Origin of the sequence: Streptomyces sp. NPDC008079, assembly GCF_042957385.1 — a bacterium.
Taxonomy (GTDB): Bacteria; Actinomycetota; Actinomycetes; order Streptomycetales; family Streptomycetaceae; genus Actinacidiphila.
In genome coordinates this window covers 130,301-150,507 of the sequence record NZ_JBIBIC010000004.1, presented here as the reverse complement: position 1 = coordinate 150,507, position 20,207 = coordinate 130,301, and the positions used below count along the sequence as shown (strand labels likewise).

Annotated in this window: 18 protein-coding genes; 15 read left to right on the top strand and 3 right to left on the bottom strand. The window is 73.4% G+C overall.

Annotated features, from left to right (window positions below):
• Positions 1 to 43: 43 nt before the first annotated feature.
• Positions 44 to 544 (top strand): cupin domain-containing protein, encoded by a 501-nt coding sequence (locus tag ACFZAM_RS12090; RefSeq protein ID WP_355341098.1) that lies wholly within the window; start codon positions 44 to 46, stop codon positions 542 to 544.
• 122 nt (positions 545 to 666) lie between these two features.
• On the opposite strand, the gene sigJ is transcribed toward ACFZAM_RS12090, so the two are convergent.
• The gene (gene sigJ / locus ACFZAM_RS12085; RefSeq protein ID WP_355341095.1) at positions 667 to 1,746 is read right to left on the bottom strand and encodes an RNA polymerase sigma factor SigJ; all 1,080 of its coding nucleotides are present in this window, start codon (positions 1,744 to 1,746) and stop codon (positions 667 to 669) included.
• A gap of 331 nt (positions 1,747 to 2,077) precedes the next feature.
• Here sigJ and ACFZAM_RS12080 point away from each other — a divergent pair, with 331 nt between their 5' ends.
• The 14 genes from ACFZAM_RS12080 to ACFZAM_RS12015 all read left to right on the top strand — a co-directional run bounded on the left by ACFZAM_RS12080 (position 2,078) and on the right by ACFZAM_RS12015 (position 17,563).
• On the top strand, positions 2,078 to 2,710 hold the full coding sequence (locus ACFZAM_RS12080) for a hemerythrin domain-containing protein (RefSeq protein ID WP_355341092.1): 633 nt from the start codon (positions 2,078 to 2,080) through the stop codon (positions 2,708 to 2,710).
• 221 nt (positions 2,711 to 2,931) lie between these two features.
• On the top strand, positions 2,932 to 4,092 hold the full coding sequence (locus tag ACFZAM_RS12075) for a beta-ketoacyl synthase N-terminal-like domain-containing protein (RefSeq protein WP_391045096.1): 1,161 nt from the start codon (positions 2,932 to 2,934) through the stop codon (positions 4,090 to 4,092).
• Between the two features lie 131 nt (positions 4,093 to 4,223).
• Positions 4,224 to 5,855 (top strand): tryptophan 7-halogenase, encoded by a 1,632-nt coding sequence (locus ACFZAM_RS12070; protein ID WP_391045094.1) that lies wholly within the window; start codon positions 4,224 to 4,226, stop codon positions 5,853 to 5,855.
• A gap of 246 nt (positions 5,856 to 6,101) precedes the next feature.
• On the top strand, positions 6,102 to 7,604 hold the full coding sequence (locus ACFZAM_RS12065) for an FAD-dependent monooxygenase (RefSeq protein WP_391045638.1): 1,503 nt from the start codon (positions 6,102 to 6,104) through the stop codon (positions 7,602 to 7,604).
• A gap of 107 nt (positions 7,605 to 7,711) precedes the next feature.
• Positions 7,712 to 9,037: an MFS transporter gene (locus tag ACFZAM_RS12060; protein ID WP_391045091.1), complete on the top strand. Its 1,326-nt coding sequence runs from the start codon at positions 7,712 to 7,714 to the stop codon at positions 9,035 to 9,037.
• Between the two features lie 259 nt (positions 9,038 to 9,296).
• Positions 9,297 to 9,722 carry an acyl carrier protein gene (locus ACFZAM_RS12055; RefSeq protein WP_355341083.1) on the top strand — a complete coding sequence of 142 codons (426 nt, stop codon included), beginning with the start codon at positions 9,297 to 9,299 and terminating at the stop codon, positions 9,720 to 9,722.
• The gene (locus ACFZAM_RS12050) at positions 9,719 to 10,576 is read left to right on the top strand and encodes a 4'-phosphopantetheinyl transferase superfamily protein (RefSeq protein WP_391045088.1); all 858 of its coding nucleotides are present in this window, start codon (positions 9,719 to 9,721) and stop codon (positions 10,574 to 10,576) included. The genes ACFZAM_RS12055 and ACFZAM_RS12050 overlap by 4 nt, the downstream gene beginning before the upstream one ends.
• 35 nt (positions 10,577 to 10,611) lie before the next feature.
• A complete protein-coding gene (locus tag ACFZAM_RS12045) occupies positions 10,612 to 12,183 on the top strand; it encodes an acyl-CoA carboxylase subunit beta (RefSeq protein ID WP_355341348.1) in 1,572 nt (523 codons plus the stop codon).
• 99 nt (positions 12,184 to 12,282) lie between these two features.
• Complete coding sequence (locus tag ACFZAM_RS12040) at positions 12,283 to 12,657, top strand: acyl-CoA carboxylase epsilon subunit (RefSeq protein WP_391045086.1); 375 nt, start codon at positions 12,283 to 12,285, stop codon at positions 12,655 to 12,657.
• A 262-nt stretch (positions 12,658 to 12,919) separates the two neighbouring features.
• Entirely contained in the window at positions 12,920 to 13,561 is a 642-nt protein-coding gene (locus tag ACFZAM_RS12035) for a DUF6629 family protein (protein ID WP_391045084.1), read from the top strand.
• Between the two features lie 27 nt (positions 13,562 to 13,588).
• Positions 13,589 to 14,497 carry a hypothetical protein gene (locus ACFZAM_RS12030; protein WP_391045081.1) on the top strand — a complete coding sequence of 303 codons (909 nt, stop codon included), beginning with the start codon at positions 13,589 to 13,591 and terminating at the stop codon, positions 14,495 to 14,497.
• Positions 14,498 to 14,590: 93 nt separating this feature from the next.
• Positions 14,591 to 16,744: a telomere-associated protein Tap gene (gene tap, locus ACFZAM_RS12025; RefSeq protein ID WP_391045078.1), complete on the top strand. Its 2,154-nt coding sequence runs from the start codon at positions 14,591 to 14,593 to the stop codon at positions 16,742 to 16,744.
• A 9-nt stretch (positions 16,745 to 16,753) separates the two neighbouring features.
• Positions 16,754 to 17,311: a telomere-protecting terminal protein Tpg gene (gene tpg / locus ACFZAM_RS12020; RefSeq protein ID WP_355341067.1), complete on the top strand. Its 558-nt coding sequence runs from the start codon at positions 16,754 to 16,756 to the stop codon at positions 17,309 to 17,311.
• Positions 17,312 to 17,365: 54 nt separating this feature from the next.
• Positions 17,366 to 17,563, top strand: coding sequence for a hypothetical protein (locus ACFZAM_RS12015; protein ID WP_391045075.1), 198 nt, complete (start codon positions 17,366 to 17,368; stop codon positions 17,561 to 17,563).
• A 36-nt stretch (positions 17,564 to 17,599) separates the two neighbouring features.
• On the opposite strand, the gene ACFZAM_RS12010 is transcribed toward ACFZAM_RS12015, so the two are convergent.
• Positions 17,600 to 18,694, bottom strand: coding sequence for a chemotaxis protein (locus ACFZAM_RS12010; protein ID WP_391045072.1), 1,095 nt, complete (start codon positions 18,692 to 18,694; stop codon positions 17,600 to 17,602).
• A gap of 61 nt (positions 18,695 to 18,755) precedes the next feature.
• Positions 18,756 to 20,138, bottom strand: a complete 1,383-nt coding sequence (gene glsA, locus ACFZAM_RS12005) for a glutaminase A (protein WP_391045070.1) — start codon at positions 20,136 to 20,138, stop codon at positions 18,756 to 18,758.
• Positions 20,139 to 20,207 lie beyond the last annotated feature (69 nt).

Here is a 20,207-nt window from a genome sequence, read left to right as displayed (position 1 = left end):
TGACGTTTCTGCGAGTTCCCGAATTCGACCGGTGGAGGGTGTGATGGGCGTGGATTCCGGCAAGGTCGTCCGACTGGAGGACGTCGTACCGATCACATACGGCGGAGGCGAGGAGACCCGCTTCCTGCTGCGCGGCTCGGACACCAGCGGCCGTTCCTCGTTCTACGAGGTCCGGATGCCCGCGGGGGAGGGCTCGGTGTGGCATGTGCACCATGACACCGACGAGTCCTTCTACGTCCTCGAGGGTGAATTCGAGGTCAAGGTCGGCGAGGAGATCCACAAGGCGCCCGCCGGGACGATGGTGCACGGCCCGCGCGGCGTGTGGCACTCCTTCTTCAACGTGGGCGAGACCACGGGACTCATGCTCTGCACGATGACGCCCGGCGGCATCGAGCTGTTCTTCGAGGAGCTGAGCGAGGTGCTGACCCGCCCCGAGCGGCCCGACTGGGACACGATCAAGGCGGTCGGCGAGCGGCACGGCATCACCGCCGCCCGGCCGCAGGGCGGACCGCACGGCGGCCCGCCGGTCAGCGCGCCGCAGTAGTCCGTACCGTCGCGCACCGTCCTCGCGACGGGGGTCGGGAGCCGCCGGGTGACCGGCGCCCTGCGCGCCGTCGGGTGACGGGGGGCGGCCGGTCCGGGGGATTCACCCGGCGGCTCCCGGGCCTAGGGGGTGTCCGCGCGCCGTCCGGCCTCCCGGGGGTGCGCGTCCTCCTGCTCGGGGTCCAGCTCCGGCTCGGGCACCGCGTCCGGCGCGAGCCGCGGCGCGCCCGTCGGCTCACCGCTCTCGTCGAGCCGGACCCGGGAGAGCTTGTCGGGGTTGGTGACCAGGTAGATGTCGGTGATCTGGTCGTTGCTCGGGTTGAGGTCCATGACCATGACCGCGTACGGCGAGTCGCCGGAGAAGACGACGGCCGACGGGTCGCCGTTGACCTGCTGGTAGCGGATGTCCAGCGACTCGGGCAGCCGGCTGGTGGCGTAGCCGTTGAGGAAGCGGGCGACCTTGTCCCGGCCGTTGACCGGCCGGAGCGCGGAGCGGACCTTGCCGCCGCCGTCGGTCCACATCGTCACGTCCGGCGCGAGCAGGCTCATCAGCTCGGCGATGTCGCCGCCGAGCGCGGCGGCCACGAACCGCTCGGTGACCTGCTGCTGGAGGTGCGGATCGGCCTGGTAGCGGGGCCGCCTGGCCTGGACGTGCTCGCGGGCCCGGTGCGCGAGCTGCCGGATCGCGGACGGGCTGCGTCCCAGGATCTCGGCGATCTCCGTGTGCGCGTAGCCGAACACCTCGTGCAGGACGAAGACCGCCCGCTCCAGCGGCGTCAGCGTCTCCAGCACCACGAGCAGCGCCATGGACACCGACTCGGTGCGCAGCGCGGACTCCGCGGCGTCCACGGCCTGCGCGCCCTGCGGGCTGTCGAGGGCGTCGGGCGTACGGGTCAGCAGCGGCTCGGGCAGCCAGGGGCCGATGTACGTCTCGCGGCGACGGCTGATCGTCGCCTGCCGGGCGAGCGCCTGGTTGACCGCGATCCGCACCAGGTACGCGCGCGGGTTGTCGATCTCCTCGGCGTCCGGCTGGCGGACCCGGCGGGCCCAGGCCAGCCAGGTCTCCTGGAGGACGTCCTCGGTGTCGGAGACACTGCCGAGCAGGTTGTAGACCACCGAGAACAGGAGTTCCCGATGGCCGACGAACACCTCGGTCGCGCGGTCACCAGCAGCCGAGGGGAGCTGAGCCGGAGTGTCGGACACGATGTGAGCCTCCCGTGATGCGTTTCACCTATGAGGTACGACGGACCCGAAAGCGTGACACTCGCGCCGCGAAATGTGACGCGCGTCTCTTTCACCTGCGATATTCCGGCGCGCCCCACCGATCTCCATGAGTGCTGGAATGATCACACGGTGCCACGATGTCACATCGACCGTGGCCCGAAGCTCTTTATCCGCGGGGCCGGACACGGTCTGGCGGTGGCCCGGACGCCGGGCCCGGAGGGGAGCCTCCGGACCGTCGAGGCTCCGAGCGGTCACCCCGATCCCCGGGGGGCCGATAACGACATTCGTACGAAGAAAGTGGTGGGCCGTCGTGGCCGAGTCGAAAGACCCGAACGTGGACATCGATTTCACCGTCATGTATGCGACGCACAAGGCGTTCCGACGCGACCTGCGCCGGCTGGCGACCGCGGTGGCCGCCGGTCAGGCGACGGCGCCGCAGGTGCGCGCGGGGTGGGACAACTTCAATCACCAGCTCCACAACCACCACTCGGTCGAGGACCGGGCGCTGTGGCCGCAGGTGGAGGCCAAGATCGCCGACCGTCCCGACGATCAGCGGCTGATGAAGGAAATGGAAGAGGAGCACGCCGAGCTGGGCCCGCGCATCGAGGCGGTGGACACCGCGATCAAGGGCGGCGGGGGCGACCTGGCCGCGCTGATCGAGGACCTTTACCAGGTGATGGACGGCCACTTCACGCACGAGGAGGAGGCCGCGCTGCCGCTGATCCAGGACGTGCTGTCGCCCGCCGAATGGCGGACCTTCGGGCTCGCCAACGCCAAGAACCTCGGCATCAGCGGCGTCAGCGTCTACATCCCCTGGGTCATCGACGACGCGACGCCGGACGACCAGAAGCGGTTCCTCGGGTCCTTCCCGCCGCCGCTGCGCGTCGTCAACAAGCTGATCTGGCAGCGCGGTTACGCGAAGAAGGAGCTGTTCAAGGTCTGACCGGACCCGGGCACCGACGACCGGGCGCCTGAACGGCCGGAATCGGCGGGCACCGCGCCACCGGGCGCGGTGTCCATGCTCGGGCGCGGTGTCCATGCTCGGGCACTGCGGAAAGGCGTGGCCATGGACAGCACGGCGATCGTGGAGCGGGCCCGACCGGCCCCGCCCGCCCGCCGCACCGGGCGGGTGCCCGGCGCGGCCGAGCTGCTGCGGAGGGTGCCGTGACCGGCGCTGTGGTGGTGACAGGTCTGGGCATCGTCTCGCCCGCGGGACTGGGCGCCCGCGACTACTGGGCGCAGGCGTGCGGGAGCGGGCGCGGCGCCGGACGGCACGGCGAGGCCCGTACGGCGGGCGAACCCGCATGGCAGACCGCCGCCCTCCTCGACCCCGCTCCGGGCGACCAACTGTGGGGCAGGCCCGCGCCGCAGGCCGACCGGATGGCCCGGCTCGCGCTGGCCGCAGCGGACTGGGCGTTGGCCGACGCGGGCATCCGCCCGCAGGACCTGCCCGACTTCGGCCCCGACGCGGTGACGGCCGTCACCGCCGCGGCTGCCGCCGCCGCGGCTCCCGGCGGGCGGTACGGCGAGGGCCGCGGGCCCGGCTTCGGCGCCCGCTTCCGGGCCGGCACCGGCACCGGCGGACCGCGCGGCCAGGCCGGGCGGCAGAGCGGCGCGTACCGCTCCTTCGCCTGGTTCTACGCCGTCAGCAGCGGCCAGATCTCGATCAGGGACGGCATGAAGGGCCTGGACGCCGTGGCGCACGCCCGGCGGCAGATCAGGCAGGGCGGTCGGCTCATCGTCTCCGGCGGTGTGGACGCGCCGGTCTGCCCCGCCACCTGGAGCGCGCACACCCCGCCGCCCGCCGCCCGGCCCGGCGGCGGAGCGCTGCTGGTGCTGGAGACCGCGCACGCGGCCCTGGCCCGCGGCGCCAAGATCTACGGCGAGGTCGCCGGATACGGCGCGACCTTCGACCCCGACCCGAGCGGCGGACGCGAACCGGGCCTGCGGCGCGCGGTGGAACTGGCCCTGTGCGACGCGGGAGCCGTCCCCGGAGAGGTGGACGCGGTGTTCGTCCCCGGCCTCGACGCGGCCGAATCGGCCGCCGTCACCGCGGTGTTCGGCGTGCACGCGGTACCCGTCACCGCGCCCCGCACCATGACCGGGCGCCGCTACCCGGGCACGGCCGCGCCGCTGGACCTGGCGGCAGCCCTGCTCGCCATGGAGGAGGGCCTGATCCCGCCGACCGCGGACGATCTGCCGTCCCCCGGCTACGACCTCAATCTGGTCCTGTCGCCGCGCACCGCGGAACTGCGCACCACGCTGGTGGTGGCCCGCGGCCACGGCGGCTTCAACTCCGCCGTCGTGCTGCGCACCCTGGACTGACCGCACCGCCCCGCGACAGCGCGGCGAGCAGCAGCACCGCACCGACCCCGTGACGTCCCCTCTCCCGCACCGGGAGCCGGGGACGTTTTCGCGTGCCCCGACACATTCCTACCCGGGAGGGACGAAGCAGCATGAACACAACCGCCCAACAGGCCCAGTCCAATGAGAAGTTCGATGTGGCGATCCTCGGCGCGGGTATGGCCGGCGGTCTGCTGGGCTCGGTGCTGGCCCGCAACGGGGTGAAGGTCCTGCTCATCGACGCGGGCGTGCACCCGCGCTTCGCGGTGGGGGAGTCCACCATCCCGTACACCTCGTCGATGACCCGGATCATCGCCGAGCGCTACCAGGTGCCCGAGATCGAGCCGCTGGCCAGCTTCAAGGGCATCCAGGAGAAGATCGCCCCGTCGTGCGGGCGCAAGCAGAACTTCGGCTTCGTCTACCACGTCGAAGGGCAGCCGCAGGACCCCGAACAGATCAACCAGCTCGTGGTGCCCGAGTGGCAGCGCACCGAGACGCACCTGTTCCGGCAGGACGTGGACGCCTATCTGTTCAACCTCGCCGTGAAGTACGGCGCGGTGCCCAAGGTCGCCACGAAGATCGCCGACATCGAGGTGTTCCCCGAGCACGGGGTGCTGCTGAGGTCCGACAAGGGCGAGGAATTCCACGCCAGTTACCTCATCGACGGCAGCGGCTTCCGGTCGCCGGTCGCGGAGAAGTTCGGGCTGCGCGAGACCCCGACCCGCGCCAGGGCGCACTCGCGCTCGCTGTTCACGCACATGGTCGGCGTCACACCCTTCGACGACGCGAAGGCGGCCCGCTCGCACAAGCAGCCCAGCCCCTGGCACAACGGCACCCTGCACCACGTCTTCGACGGCGGCTGGCTCTGGGTGATCCCGTTCGACAACCACGACGGCGCCCTCAACCCGCTGTGCAGCGTGGGCCTGCAACTGGACGAGCGCAAATTCCCCGCCGAGCCCGGCGTCTCCGCGCAGGAGCAGTTCGACCAGTTCCTGGAGCGGTACCCCGAGATCGCCGAGCAGTTCACCGGCGCCACCGCCGTACGCCCGTGGGTGGCCACCGGCCGGCTCCAGTACTCCGCGACGCAGACCGTCGGCGAGCGCTACTGTCTGACCGCGCACGCCGCCGGATTCATCGACGCGCTGTACTCGCGCGGCCTGACCAACACCCTCGAGGTCGTCAACGCCCTCGCCTGGCGGCTGATCGAGGCGTCCAAGGACGGCGACTGGTCCGTCGAGCGCTTCGCGTATGTCGACAGCCTCCAGCAGGGCCTGTTCGACATCCACGACGACCTCGTCTACTGCTCCTTCGTCGGCTTCCGCGACTACGACCTGTGGAACGCGGTCATCCGGGTGTGGGAGTCGACCAGCATCCTGCCGACGGTCACCATCGACCGGGCGTACCGCACCTTCATGGCCGACCCCGAGCGCGACGAGCAGGTCTTCCGCGACCTGGAGAAGCGCGATGTGCCCGGACTCCCGGCCCCGGTCGGCCAGGACATATCGGAGCTGCTCGGCTTCACCCGCTCCATCTGCCAGCAGGTCGAGGCGGGCACGCTGGAGGCCAAGGCCGGCGCGGCCCAGCTCTTCGAGCGGCTGCGGACGTCCGAATTCCTCCCCGCCCCCTTCGAGTTGGGCTCGCCCGACAACAGGTGCTTCGAGGCCACGCCAGCGGTGATCCAGAGCGCCGTCGAATGGGCCGGTACGGACGCGCCCGCGCACATCGCGCAGCTCTTCGCGCGCTGAGCCCCCGCCGTACCCAGGTCGTCGAGCGCCGCCGTACGCAGGGCCCCCCGCCGTACGCATCGCAGACGTACCGCACCCGCGACAGCGCCGCCGGACGCCTCCTGACGGGCCGTCCGGCGGCGCGTCCCTGCCCGTGGCCCCGTTCGCCGGAGGCAACTTCCTTTCAGACAGGAGTCAGACGTGGACGAGAAGGTGGACGAGAAGGTGCACGAGAGGGACAGCACGGACGCGGGCGGAGCCGCTGCCCTGGACACCGATGTGATCATCGTGGGGGCGGGGCCCACCGGGCTGATGCTCGCCGGTGAACTGCTGCTGGGCGGCGCCCGGGTGATCGTCGTGGAACGCCTGGACGAACCCACCGGGCAGTCGCGCGGCCTGGGCTTCACCGCCCGCGCCATGGAGGTGTTCGACCAGCGCGGGCTGCTGCCCGCCTTCGGCGGCCCCGACGGCACCCTGGAGATCTCCCCGGTCGGCCACTTCGGCGGCCTGGTCTTCGACTACACGGTGCTGGAGGGCGCGCACTTCGGCGCCCGCGGCATCCCGCAGTCGCTCACCGAGTCCGTGCTGGAGGCGTGGGCCGTGGGCCTGGGCGCCGACATCCGCCGCGGCTGGGAATTCCTCGAAGTCGCCGACGGGGAAGGGGCGGTGACCCTCACCGCGGGGACCGCGGACGGCGTACGCCACCTGCGCGCCTCGTACCTGGTCGGCTGCGACGGCGGAAAGAGCGCGGTCCGCAAGGCCGTCGGCTTCGACTTCCCCGGCACCGACCCGACCCGCGGCATGTACCTCGCCGACGTGGTCGGCTGCGGGCTGCGCCCGCGATTCCTCGGCGAGCGGCTGCCCGGCGGCATGATCATGGCCGCGCCGCTGGGCGAGAACGTCGACCGGGTCATCGTGGTCGAGAACGGCACCCCGCCGCCGGACCGCACCGAGGAGCCGACCTTCGCCGAAGTGGCAGGTGCCTGGCAGCGGATCACGGGCGAGGACATCAGCGCCGGTACCGCCGACTGGGTCGGCTCGTTCACCGACGCCAACCGGCTGGTCACCGAATACCGGCGCGGGCGCGTGCTGTTGGCGGGCGACGCCGCCCACATCCACCTGCCCGCGGGCGGCCAGGGCCTGAGCACCGGCGTGCAGGACGCGGCCAACCTCGGCTGGAAGCTGGCCGCGGTCGTCACCGGCTGGGCGCCCGAGGGTCTGCTCGACACCTACCACGCCGAGCGGCACCGGGTCGGTGAGCGGCTGATGATGAACACCGCCACCCAGGGCATGGTCTACGTCGGCGGTCCCGAAATGGACCCGATCCGCGAGATGTTCGCCGAGCTGATCGAGTACGACGAGGTCAAGCGGCACCTCGCGGGCACCGTCAGCGGCCTCGACATCCGCTACGACTTCGGCGCGAAGGACGACGACCACCCGCTGACCGGACGCCGGTTGACCCCGCTGAAGGTCGACACCGACGGCGGCGGCACCGACACCACGGAACTGCTGCACACCGCGCAGGGCGTGCTCGTCGACCTCGCCGACGCGGCGGCCGTGCGCGCGGTCGCCGCGCCCTGGAAGAGCCGCGTCCTGACCGTCAGCGGCACGGTCGCCGAGCCCGAGGGGCTGTCCGCACGGGAGTTGGCGGGGGCCACCGCGGTCCTGCTCCGGCCCGACGGACATGTCGCCTGGGTCTCGACGGGCGGTGAGGACGGCCTGGCCGAGGCGCTCCAGCGGTGGTTCGGCGCGCCCGAGACGGGCGCGTGAGTTCCAGCCTCCGACCGGAGGGCGCCGACCGTTCGAGGGCCGGCGCCCTCCGCCAACCGAAGGGCGGGGCACGGCGGTCCGCGGGCGGGCCCTTCCGGTCGCTGGCCGTGCGCAACTTCCGGCTCTTCGCGCTCGGCCAGGTCGTCTCGGCGGCCGGCACCTGGATGATGGTGGTCGCGCAGGACTGGGCGGTCCTCTCGCTCACCGACAACTCACCCACCGCGCTCGGCCTGGTGACGGCCCTTCAGTTCACCCCGGTCCTGCTCCTCGCGCTGTACGGCGGGCGGCTCGCCGACCGCCACGACAAGCGCGCGCTGCTCGTCGCCGCCAACCTGGTCTGCGGTGTGCTCGCCGCCCTGCTCGCGCCCCTGATGCTCACCGGCACGCTGCGGCTGTGGCATCTGTATCTGTTCGCCCTCGGCCTCGGCACCGCGAGCGCCGTGGAGATCCCCACCCGCATGTCGTTCGTGCGCGAGATGGTCGGCCCCGAACTGCTGCCCAACGCCTCGGCGTTGAGCGCGGCGTACTTCAACGTCGCACGGGTGGCGGGGCCCGCGTTCGGCGGCCTGCTCGTCGGCTGGCTCGGCACCGGACCCGTCGTCCTACTCAACGCCGTCAGCTATCTGGCCACGGTCGTCGCGCTGCGGATGATGCGGCCCGCCGAACTGCACCGCGGGCCGCCGGGCGCAGCCCGCGCCCGCGTGATCGACGGCCTGCGCTACACCGCGAGCCGCCCCGACCTGCTGCTGCCGCTCGCCCTGGTCGCCGTCATCGGCCTGGCCGGGTTCAACTTCCAGCTCACGCTGCCGCTGGTGGCCAAGACGGTCTTCCACACCTCCGCGGCCTCCTTCGGACTGCTCACCACGGCGCTGGCGGCCGGATCGCTGCTGGCGGCGCTGGTCACCACCTCGCGTACGACCCGGCCGAGCGGACGGCTGGTGACCGGCTCCGCGCTGGCCTTCGGCGCGGCCGAGACCGCGGCGGGCTGGGCGCCGAACTACCTGAGCGAGCTGCTGCTGCTCGCGGTCACCGGCTTCACCACGCTCTACTTCGCCCAGGCGGCCAACCACCGCATCCAGCTCGGCGCCGACCCCGCGTTCAGCGGGCGGGTGCTGGCCATCTACGCGCTCATCCTCCAGGGGACCACCCCGCTGGGCGCGCTGGCGGTCGGCTGGCTCACCGAGCACTGGGGCGCCAGATCCGGACTCTACGCGGGTGGCATCGTCTCGCTGGCCGCGGCGGCGGTCGCCATGCTGCTTGACCGGCCCCGTCCGGGCCGAGGGGACGGCGGGGGCCGAGGGGACGGCGGCGACCGGGCGGACGACGGCGACCGGGCGGAGCGCGAGGGCGACGGTGATCGGGAGGCCGGGCGCGCGCGGGAGACCGACAGCCGGTCGCCCGAGACCCCGGCCGTCCCGACGACCGGCGCGTGACGCCGGCGCGCGCACGGTGCCCCGAGGCCCCCGAACCCCCGCCCGTACGCGCCCCGTCCGTACCGCGCCCGTCCCCACGAGGGCCGCGGGCCCGGTTCCGGACGACCGCCGCGGGCCGACGCTCCGCCACCGCGCGGAGCGACCCGTGCCCCGCGGAGCCGTCCGCGCGGCACGTTCTCGAACCTGCCGGTGAACCGCCGCGCCACAGCGCAACGGCGGCACCGGTCCGTGCACTACCGATGGAAGGCGGTATGCCGTGATGGAACAGACGGTCCCCCTGCACCTGAGGGGGCTTCCCGACCCGCACGTCCTGCGTGCCGCGGGCATCGACGTGCGGACCAGGATCATCGAGCGTTACATCTGCCGTCAGTTGGAGCCGTATCTTCATGTGCCCCCGGCCCACCGGATCAGCACCGACCGGTCGCTGCGCAGTCAGGGCGTCGACTCGATCACCGCGCTGGCGCTGCGCCGCAGGCTCGTCTCGGCGCTGGGCGTCGACGTCCCCGCCGCGGACCTGCTGCGGGACGACTCGGTCACCGAGGTGGCGGCGCTGCTGGCCGGGCTGGTGACCCCCGTACCGCAGAGCGTCCCGCAGACGGCCCCGGTCGGCGCCGTCGCCGGGGCCGTCTTCGACACCCCGGCGGAGAGGCCGCGGCTCACCGCAGCGGCGCGCACCGCGCGGTGAGCGCCGCGGTGGACCGTACGGGGGCCGCCACCGCACCGGCTCTGACCGTCGCGCCGGGCGACCTGCACATCTGGGTGCTGCCCCGGCCCTGGACGCACACCGACCCGGCGCCGCTGCCGGTCGGGGAACTGGACGACGACGAACGCGAGCGCGCCGCGGGCCTGCTGCGTACGGGCGACCGGGTGCGCTACCTCTCCGCCCACGTCGCCCTGCGCCGCCTGCTGTCGGCCTACACCGGCCTCCCGCCGCGGGCGCTGCGGCTCGGCCGGGACCGCTGCCCCTGCTGCGGCGGCCCGCACGGCCGCCCGGTGCTGCTCGACCGCCCGCGCGGCCCCGTGCCCGACTGGCCGCACTTCTCGCTGTCCCACAGCCACCAGGTCGCGGTCGTCGCCCTCGCGGGCGCCACCGTCGGCGTGGACGTGCAGCGGGTGCCGCCGGCCAACGCCGTACGGCTGTGCCTGCCCGACCTGCACCCCGCGGAACAGGCGGAGTTGGCCGCTGTGCCCGGCCGCAGGAGGCCCGCGGCCTTCGCCCGGCTGTGGACCCGCAAGGAGGCGTATCTCAAGGGCCTCGGCACCGGTCTGCGCCGCGACCTGGCCGCCGACTACCTCGGGACCGCGGCGGCCCGGCGCGGCGGCCCGCACCGCCCGTCCGGATGGTCCGTCACCGATGTGCCGGGACCGCCGGGCCACGCCACCGCGGCGGCCGTCCGCACCCCGCACCACTACCGCACCGTCGTCCGCACACTGACCGCCGACTGCCTCCACGCCGAGGACGCCACGGAGCTGATCGCCGATTCACGCACGCGGGTGCACCGCGTGCCGCAGGCCGCCGTCCGGCGGCCACAGGAGTGATCGACATGAACCCGAGCAAGGGAGGGTGGAGCGCCATGCCCAACGCGGAGTCTCCCGCCGAGGTCCCCGACCGGTTGCAGGAACTGAGCGACCTCAAGGAGCTGGCCCGCCAGGGCCCTGACCCCACGGCGACAGAACGCCAGCACGCCAAGGGCAAGCTGACCGCGAGGGAGCGGATCGACCTGCTCCTGGACAAGGGCAGCTTCACCGAGGTCGAGGCGCTGCGGCGGCACCGGGCCAGCGGCTTCGGCCTGGAGGGCAAGCGCCCGCACACCGACGGCGTGGTCACCGGCTGGGGCACCGTCGAGGGCCGGACGGTCTTCGTCTACGCCCACGACTTCCGGATGTTCGGCGGCGCGCTCGGCGAGGCGCACGCCGAGAAGATCCACAAGATCATGGACATGGCCATCGCGGCCGGCGCCCCGCTGGTCTCGCTCAACGACGGCGCGGGCGCCCGTATCCAGGAAGGCGTCTCCGCGCTCGCCGGTTACGGCGGCATCTTCCAGCGCAACACCAAGGCATCGGGCGTGATCCCGCAGATCAGCGTGATGCTCGGCCCCTGCGCCGGGGGCGCCGCGTACTCCCCGGCCCTGACCGACTTCATCTTCGCCGTCCGCGGCATCTCGCAGATGTTCATCACCGGGCCCGACGTCGTGCAGGCCGTCACCGGCGAGGAGGTGACCCAGGACGCGCTCGGCGGCGCCGACGTGCACGCCAGCGTCTCCGGTGTCGCCCACTTCGCCTACGACGACGTGCACACCTGCCTCGCCGAGGTCCGCTACCTGCTGTCGCTGCTGCCGTCCAACAACCGCGAACTGCCCCCGGCCAGCCCCGGACAGGACCCGGTGGACCGGCCGGGCGACGCGCTGCTGGAGATCGTGCCGACCGACGGCAACCGCAGCTACGACATCAGGGACGTCATCGAGGAACTGGTCGACGACGGCGACTCGATGGAGGTGCACGCCGCCTGGGCGCCCAACATCGTCTGCGCGCTGGCCCGGCTCGACGGGCAGACCGTCGGCATCGTCGCCAACCAGCCGTCGGCGATGGCCGGGGTGCTGGACATCAAGGCGTCGGAGAAGGCCGCGCGCTTCGTGCAGTTCTGCGACGCCTTCAACATCCCGATCGTCACCCTGGTCGACGTCCCCGGCTTCCTGCCCGGCGTCGACCAGGAACACGACGGCATCATCCGGCGCGGCGCCAAACTGCTGTACGCCTACTGCAACGCGTCGGTGCCGCGGATCTCGGTGGTGCTGCGCAAGGCGTACGGCGGCGCATACATCGTCATGGACTCGCAGTCGATCGGCGCCGACATCGCGCTGGCCTGGCCCAGCAACGAGATCGCCGTCATGGGCGCGGAGGGCGCGGCCAACGTCGTCTTCCGCCGCGAGATCGCCGCCGCCGAGGACCCCGAGGCGATGCGGATCCAGAAGATCGAGGAGTACCGCAGGGAACTCGTGCACCCCTACTACGCGGCCGAACGCGGCCTGGTGGACGACGTCATCGACCCGCGCGACACGCGGTCGGTGCTGATCCGGTCGCTGTCCATGCTGCGGACGAAGGACGCGGACCTGCCGCGCCGCAAGCACGGCAACCCGCCGCAGTAGCCCGCCGTACTCCGCACAGCCCTTGACGGTGCGTCAGCGCAGCCGCCCGCAACTCGTGCATTCCGTCCGGCAGTTCCGAGACCGAAGGGGACACCGCCCATGCCCGCCGCCATCACCGCTCCCACCCCCGCCGCACCGCACCTGGTGCGGGTCGGCACGCTGACCATCCCGGCGCAGCCGGGACCGCCCGCGCTGGAGACGATCAACGCCGCGCCCGCCGTGGTGCCGCTCGCCGCACCCGAGGCGGCTCCGGCGCCGACGACGCTGGTACGTGTCGAGCGCGGCACCGCGACACCCGAGGAGATCGCCGCGGTCACCGCCGTGCTGCTCGCCCGCGCCGCCACCGTTCGCGCGGCGGCCGACGCCGACCACGCGACGGCCGCCCGCCGCCGGGGCGCCGCCCGCTGGCGCGCGCACGGCTTCACCGGCCCGCGCGCCTGGACCGCCGGGACCCGGGATCTGCTCGCGAGTTGAGCGCGGGCGGTCCCGTAGGAGTACCTGAGCGCCCGACGCTTCGAGCACTGAGCACTGAGCACTGGCACTGAGCACTGAGCACCGTCAACGGCCCCACGCGCTTCGGCGCGTGGGGCCGTTTTTCGTCGTCTCACCCGCGATTCCCGCCGGAGGCGATTTCCCCCGGCCGCGCGGCGGGGTCCCGCGGCCGGAAGAGGGCAGGCGTCGTAGCGTGACGGGGACGTACAACGGATCATCGGACCGCACGACGCGAGGGGACCTCATGTGCTGGAGCGCCACGGCCGATCTGGCGGCGGGCTCGGTGATCTGCGCCCTGGGCGTGACCTGCGTCGCGCGCGTACGCCGGGCCCGGGACCTGCCGCTGGCGGCGCTGCCGCTGGTGCTCGGCGCCCATCAGCTCATCGAGGCCGCGGTCTGGCACCGCGGCGGCGGCACCGGGCCCGCCACCCTCGCGTGGGCGATCATCGCGCTGCCGCTGCTGGCCGCCTATGTGCCGCTCGCCGTGCTGACCGCCGCGCCGCCGGGCGGGCGGCTGCGGCTGGCCGTACCGGTGCTGGCCGGACTCGCCACCGCCGTCGTGCTCGTCGCCTGCCTGATCGACCGGGCGCCCGTCGCCGACATCCGCGGCCGCACCGTCGGCTACGCGGTGGACGTGCCCGCCGTACCGCTGGTCATCGCCGGATATCTGGTGGCCACCGTCGGCTCCCTGCTGCTCAGCGCGGACCGGATGCTGCGGCTGCTCGGCGTCCTCACCGGGGTGGGGGCCGCGGTCTGCGCGGCGGTGTGGCGGACCGAATTCGTCTCCACCTGGTGCGCCTTCGCCGCCGTCGTCTCCGTCGTCCTCCTGGTGTGGGTACGGCGGCCGTCGACTGGGCCGGCGCCGAGCCCGCCCGTACTGTCGTAGCGGCTGATCACACGTCAGACTGGGCGGATGCGTCCTCACCGTACGGTTTCCACGGTCGCCCTCACCGTCGTCCTGATCACGCTCGGCCCGGCTCTCGCCGCCTGCTCGTCGGGCTCGCCGTCCCCCGGCTCGCCCGGCGCCGCCCGTTCCGGCCCGTCCGGCCCCGGCGCCGTCGATCCCGACGCGGTCGACCCCAACAGCGGTGTGAAGCCGTCGGAGTCGACCGCCTCGGGCCGCACCGTCGCCACGTACACCGCCGCCTCGGCGATGAGCGCGGACCAACTCCAGGAGACGGTGCGGCGGCTCAAGGAACGCGCCGCCGCCTTCGGACTGACCGGCACCCGTATCGAACAGCGCGGCAACGTCATCACCGCCGACGCGCCCGGCGACAGCGGCGACCGGCTGCGGCAGTTGGCTGCGACCGCCGAGCTGGCCTTCCGGGCGGTCAAGGGCGATCACGCGGAGGGGTCCGCCGAGATTCGGCAGCGCTTCGACGCCCTCACCTGCCCGGTCACCGGCACGCCCCCGCTGTCCAGGCCCGAGGAGCCGACCCCGGCCTGCGACGCCAAGACCGGCCAGAAGTACCTGCTCGGCCCGGTCGCGCTCGACGGCGAGGACGTCAAGAGCGCCAAGTCCGCGTACGAGCCGAACTCCGGCCAGTGGATGGTGAATCTGAACTTCACCGAGCGGGGCGCGAAGACATTCGGCACGGTCACCGCGGCGCTGGCCCAGGAGACGCCGCCCGCCAATCAGTTCGCGATCCTGCTCGACGACGACCTGCTGTCCGCACCGGCCGTCCAGCAGGCCATCACCGACGGCGCGGCGCAGATCTTCGGCGACTTGGACCGGCAGCGCGCGGAGGACCTGGCCGCTCTGATCGGCAGCGGCGCCCTGCCGGTACGGCTCACGGTGAGCGGGGTGACGCGGCAGCCGTAGCCGGTCGCCGCGCCGGCATGATCGCCGGACACTGTGTGTCCGGCGTGTGTTCGGGTGTGTGTTTGGCTAGGGTGACGGCCGGAGGTGGTCCGGTTGTCGAATGAGCAGGGCGAGCTGTTCGCTTCGGTCGACGCGCTGCTCGAACAGGTGGCCGCGCAGGACTCGCTGCCGGAACCCGCCGAGCGCAAGCGGCTGCGTGAGGCGGCCGGGATCAGCCAGGACCAGATCGCGAAGACGCTCAAGGTGCGGCGCGAGACGGTCACCGCGTGGGAGTCCGGCCGCGCCGAGCCGAGGTCGCCGAAGCGGGCGGCGTACGTACGGCTGCTGGACGGTCTCGCGGCGCTGCATCCGGCGCCGCCGGTCGCCACGGCTCCTGAGCCGGCCCCGCAACCTGTGCCCGTACCTGTGCCCGCGCCGGTCGCCGTGGTGGCGCCGCCAACTCCCCGGCTCCCGGCCCCCGTTGACCCCGCACCCGAACCAGCAGCCGCCCCCGCGCGCCAGCCCGCCCCGCCGCCGCGCCGCCCCGCCCCCGCCCGCCGCCCCCAGGCCCCCGCCTCCGTCCGTGCCCCCGAGCCCGGTGCCGATCCGCGGTTCGCCAACGGACCGCTGGCCGTCGTGGACGGCGACGGCAGCGCGTACTGCGTCGGCGGCCTCGTCCTGGAATGCCCGGCGGACGACATTCCGTCGCTCGTGCAGTGGGCCCTCACCGACGCACGCCTCGGCGCGGCCCGGCTGCACCGCTCGGGCAAGGACGCCGACCCGCTGGTCGTCCTCACCGAGTCCGCCACCACGCGCTTCGGCCTCCCCGCGGAACTGGCCGACCGGCGCGGGCTGCGGCTGCCCGAGGACCACGAGGCCGTACGCCGCGTCGCCCGCGCGGGCTGGCAGCTCACCCGGCGCGGCTTCGGCCCCTGGGCACGCGTCTACCGGCCCGCGCAGGCCGGACAGCGCCAGTGCGTACAGCTCGCGATCCTGCCCTGGGGCGCGCTGGACAGCCGGTCGTGGGGGAACGTGGACCAGGCGCCGCCCGCCGAAGTGGCCCGCGTCCTCGGCACGTACGCCACCCGCGTGATCACCCCGCGCGGCTCGACCGCCGTCTGCGGCCTCGAACTGATGACGAGCCTGCGCCCGCCGACCAGGGCCGTACGGGACGAGGCGAGCGGCGCGTGGGTGTCGGGGCAGGTGGCCGGCGCGCTCGGCGCCGCCGTCGACCCCGCGCCGCCCGAGGCCCCCGACGAGCACCCCGTGGCGGCCCGGCTCCATCCGCGCGGCCACCGGCGCACACCGGACCAGGTGCTGGACGAGGAGGCGTACGACTGGATCCGCGACCCGCAGCTCCTCGGTGACGACGAGTGCGCCCGGCCGTACGCGGTCGGCATCGACGTCAACATGGCCTTCGCCGCCGCCGCGAACCGCCTCACCGTCGGCCTCGGCGCCCCCGTCCACCGCACCGCCCCCGGCTTCGACAAGGCGCTGCCCGGCTGCTGGCTCGTCGACCTCTCCGGCATCGAACTCGACCCCCGGCTGCCGAGCCCCTTCACCCCCCAGGGCACCCGCCCCGAGGGACCCGCCTGGTACGCCACCCCGACCGTCGCCTACGCCGTCGAACTCGGCCACGACGTCAAGCCCGTCGAGGCGTACGTACGGCCGGAGACCGGCGCGTATCTGGACGCCTGGTACACCCGGCTGCGGGACGCCTACCTCGCCACGATGGGGCAGCTCGGCGTCACCGCGGGGATGGACGAGGCGGACTTCCTGGCCGCGATGGCCGTCCACAAGGACACCGATCCGGGCCTGGCCGCCGTGCTGTCCGCCGTCAAGGCGACCGTCAAGGGCGGCATCGGCAAGCTCCGCGAGCGCCCGCAGGGCGCGGGCTACCGGCCGGGGGAGCGGTGGTCCGCGCTGGACCGCCCCACTTGGCGGCCCGACATCCGCGCGGCCGTGATCTCCTCCGCGCGGGTCAACATGCACCGCAAAATGCGGAAGTTCGCCGCCGTCGGGCTCTACCCGCTCGCCGTGCTGTCCGACTGCGCCGTCTACGCCTCGGACGGCCCCTCGCCGCTGGACTTCCTGCCGCGCGCGCCGGAGGGCAAGCCGCTGCCCGGCGGATTCCGGCTCGGCGTCAGTCCCGGCATGGTCAAGCACGAAGGCACCCAGGACCTGATGTGGGCGGTCGAACTCCTCGACCAGGGCCACAACCCGGCCCGGCACATCAAGGGCACCGACGCCGCCGTCGACGGAGAGTAGGACCACAGCGTGGGCATCATCGGCGACAGCCTCGACAAGGCGACGGCCAACACCCAGACCCGGCCGATCCCCAAGTCCGCGCAGGCCCAGATGCGCTTCCTGGTCAAATACGCCAAGGGCTCCACCCGCGCCGTCGCCCAGCGCCTCGGCGTCACCCAGCGCACCGTCGAGCGCTACCTGAAGGGCACGCTCAAACGGCCGCGGCGCGAACTCGCCGACCGCCTCGCCGCCGCCGTCCGGCAGGACTGGCAGCCCCGTGTCAAACAGCGCGCCCAGCGCCGCGCCGCCACCTCCGACGGCCTCGTCATCGAGACCCGCGCCCGCTTCGGCTTCACCGCCGCCCCCGGCTCCACCGACGACGGCCGCATGCGGCGGATCACCCAGCACCTCCCGCCCGCCTACGCCGCCCGGCTCTTCGAAGCCCAGTCCTCCGGCGCCACCGAACAGCAGCTCCAGGCCATCGCCGCCGAGGGCCTCCAGGAGGTCTACTTCAAGGACAGCGGCCGCCGCGCGGACGGGCTGCTGGTCGAGTTCACCGACATCGACTACGTGGAAATCGACTTCTGACGGAGGCGCTCGTACGGGCGGACCGCAGGCACACGGTCCGGCGAGCACGTGCTGATGTGCGCCGGGCTGGATCTGGACGCGACCGGGGTGGACCTGGCGGACACCGCGCTGCGCGCCGCGGAGTCCAAGGCGCGCCAGCGCGGCGCCGCCGTGCGGTTCCCGCGCCACGACGCGCGGCGGCTGCCGGAGCTGGGGGAGCGGGCAAGAGGCGGGGCCCGCCGCGCAAGAGACCGGGCAAGAGACCGCGTATGAGGCGAGGCCCGAGGCGGAGAAAGGCCGTGCGGGCCGTCAGTAGCGCAGCACGGCCGCGATGTGGTGGGAGCCGTTGAGCATCGCGTCGGGGACGAAGTGCACGCGGGCGCCGGTGTCGAGGGCCTGTTCGGCGATCTCGTCGACGATGTCCTCACGGGCGCCCGGGGTTTCGGGCGTGGCGGGGACGAGGTGGTCGGCGTCGTCGCGGACGGTGGTGCGGTAGTCGTCCTCGATGACGACGACGGCGGCGCGGCCCTCGACGACGGACTGCCAGACCTCGTCCACGCCCGCGGCGAAGGTACGGCGGCCACGGGCGGCGTCGAGTTCGGCGAGGACATCGGAGACGTCCTGGTCGGCGCGCTCGCGGACGGCGGGCAGCACGGCCTGCCGGACGGCTTCGGCGGGCCCCTTGGACAGACCGCCCTGGAGGACCCGGACGGCCTCCTTGGCATCGGGGCTGACCTCGTCCAGGACGGCGAGGGCCTCGGCCTCCGCGACGACGTAGAGGGGCCGCGGCTCGGCCGTGAGCACCGTACCGACGGCGTCGGCGACCTCGCGCAGATAGCGGCGGGTCTCCTCGTCGTTGAAGGTGCTGGGCCGGTCCCCGATGCGCTCCTCGCGCTCGATGTCGGTGTCGGGCAGCGACCGGGTCTTCGGGAAACCGCTCGCGGTGTGCTCGGTCAGCCGCTCCCGGCCGCCGCCCCACAAAGTGGCGTGGTCGGCGGAGACCGCCAGCACCCAGTACGGCTGGTCGGCCGCCTGCGCGGCGATGAGATTTCGGGTCAGGAACGTCTGCGCGAGCAGCACCCGCTCCGGCACCGAGCGGTCCAGCGACCACACCTGGTGCTCACCGGGCGCCGCGAAGATCGCCAGACCGTCCTCGGCGTGCACCAGGTCCACCTCGGACAGCGCCTTGTCCAGCTGCTCGACCACATCGATCCGGTCGGCCCTGGACACCTCGGGGTCGGACTCCACCTCGTCCTTGGCCCGTGCGATGAGATTGCGCAGGCGTACGGCGTCCTGTGCGTTGTCCGGCTCCCGGCGGTGCGTCGGCATCAGCACGGAGACGGCGGGGTAGTGGCGCGGACGGCGCAGGTCGGCGAGGGTGGCGGGGCTGAGAGGCGAGTGCATGGCAGGCCCTTCCGGCGAAGTCCCCCCGGACATGAAATCCCTTTGTCTCTTTATGGATATCTCACTGGGGCAGTGGCCGCAGCTCGTACAGCAGTGCGTCCTCCGCCCACGCCAGCGCGTCCTCCACGCTGTCGTGCCGTACCGCGACACCGCCCCAGTGCTGGTCCGGCGCGCCGACCAGGGCGACCTGGTGCCCCGCCGCCGAGATCCGCTCGAAGGCGTTGCCGAGCATCAGCCCGGCCACCTGATTGACGTGCGTCACGCGCTCCATGTCGACCACCACCCAGCCGGGCACCAGCGGCACGGCGCTCGCCAGGGCGTGCAGCAGCCGCTCCGCCGCGGGGAAGTCCACCTCGCCGCGCGCGGCCACCAGCACCACCCGGTCGCCGTCCCGGTCCAGCAGGTCGCGGTCGGCCGTCACCCGCTCCCGCCCGGAGGAGACCCGTGTCCCCGTACCGCCGCTGCCGCCCGTGCCGACCCGCGTCACGGTGTCCGCGCCCGGCACCGGGTGGTGCATCAGATGCATGCCGAACCGCCGCGACAGCTCCCGCAGCGCGACCACCCCGCGGATCGTACTGCCGGTACGGTCCAGCGGCGGGCTGTAGCAGGCGATGCCGAACCGGGCCGGGCTGGCCGCCGCGAGGCCGCCGGACACCCCGCTCTTGGCGGGCAGCCCCACCCGCACCAGCCAGTCACCGGCCGCGTCGTACATCCCGCAGGTCGCCATCACCGACAGCACCTCGACGGCCACCTGCTCGGCCACCACCCGCTCGCGCGTCACCGGATTGACCCCGCCGTTGGCGAGCGTCCCCGCCATCACGGCCAGATCGACGGTGTTCACCAGCACCGAGCACTGCCGGAAGTACACCTCCGCCGCCTCCACCGGGTCGGTGCGCAGCGAACCGGCCGCGTGCATGAGATACGCCAGCGCCCGGTTGCGGTCGCCAGTGGCCGCCTCCGAGCGGTAGACGTCCTCGTCCACGGTGAGCCGCCGCCCGGCGAAGGCGCTCAGCGCGTCGAGGATGCGCGCGGACCGTTCGCCCGGCGATGCGGCCGGTACGAGATTGGTCGTCGCGATGGCCCCCGCGTTGATCATGGGGTTGGCGGGGCGGCCGGTGCCGTGCTCCAGGCTGATCGCGTTGAAGGCGTCGCCGCTCGGCTCGTTGCCCACCCAGCGGGTCATCTCGTCGAGGCCCAGCTCGGACAGGGCCAGCGCGTGCACGAACGGCTTGGACACCGACTGCACGGTGAACTCGGTACGTGACCTGCCCGCCTCGTAACGGTGGCCGCCCATGCTCACCAGCGAGATGCCGAAGTCGTCCGGGTCGGCCAGCGCGAGCTGCGGGATGTACGACGCCACCTCGCCGTCCCGCAGCGGCAGCAGCCGCCGGTGCACCTCGGCCAAGCCCTCGCTGACCACGTCGAACGCCACCGGATCGGTCATGGCCTCATGCTCGGCCCGCCCCGCCGACCCCGCAAACGCGCAAGGCCCGCGGCGGGCACCCCCTCGCAG